Genomic DNA, 766 nt, shown 5'->3' on the forward strand with positions numbered 1-766 from the left:
ACACCCAATATATCAAAGACTGTTTTCTTCTCATATCGATGAGACTTTCGTCCATTTTTATGCAAGAGATTGAACAAACGAAGGAAGGTCTTTGATAGTTCCTGGGTGTTTTGTTGTAGAGATTGATATATAAGTAGGTAGTAATCTTTAATGATATAGACCGCTTTATATTCACTTAGTTCTCGTTTCTTTTTGACGAGGAGTAAGTGACGCATTTGAAACATAGTGGAGGAACAAAGAAGGATACTAATTAATTGCCCATATAAATGACACTCTAGCCGTTCTAATTTTACAGAATTACAATGATGAATACGAAAAAATGATTTCCATGTTTTAAATATCAATTCAATTTGCCATCGTAAGGAGTAAAAATCGTATACTTGTTCCTTCGGTAGATATTCCAAAGGGATATTCGTAATGTAAAAGTTTATTGCACTAAGCCGCTTACTGCGTTCTTTATAGGTGATTTGTTTCTTATGTTCTTTAGATGCTAAATCTTGCAGGAAGTTTTTGATACATTCCGATATAAATCTCAGGAATCTCATATGTTTCACCAGACTGTAATTGGTCAATAAATTGCTCCATATCTAGTTGAATGTAATCAGAATGCTTTTTTATTGTTCCATTGTGAAAGTATTCAGGTTCCCTATTCTTTTGATATATACGAGTATTGAGCTTTAATCGTGAAATAAAATAAGCATCACACTCGCTTATAGTATGTAGATCTTTTAAGTCGAAGTATCCTAAATCACGTATACATACATCG

General features: G+C 32.6%; 1 pseudogene. It reads right to left on the reverse strand.

Annotation, left to right across the window (positions count from 1 at the left end):
• Window positions 1-766 (reverse strand): annotated as a pseudogene (locus tag AC1DJR_RS32165) (IS4 family transposase); the annotation flags it as partial.

The organism is Bacillus sp. 05T31 (assembly GCF_056396725.1).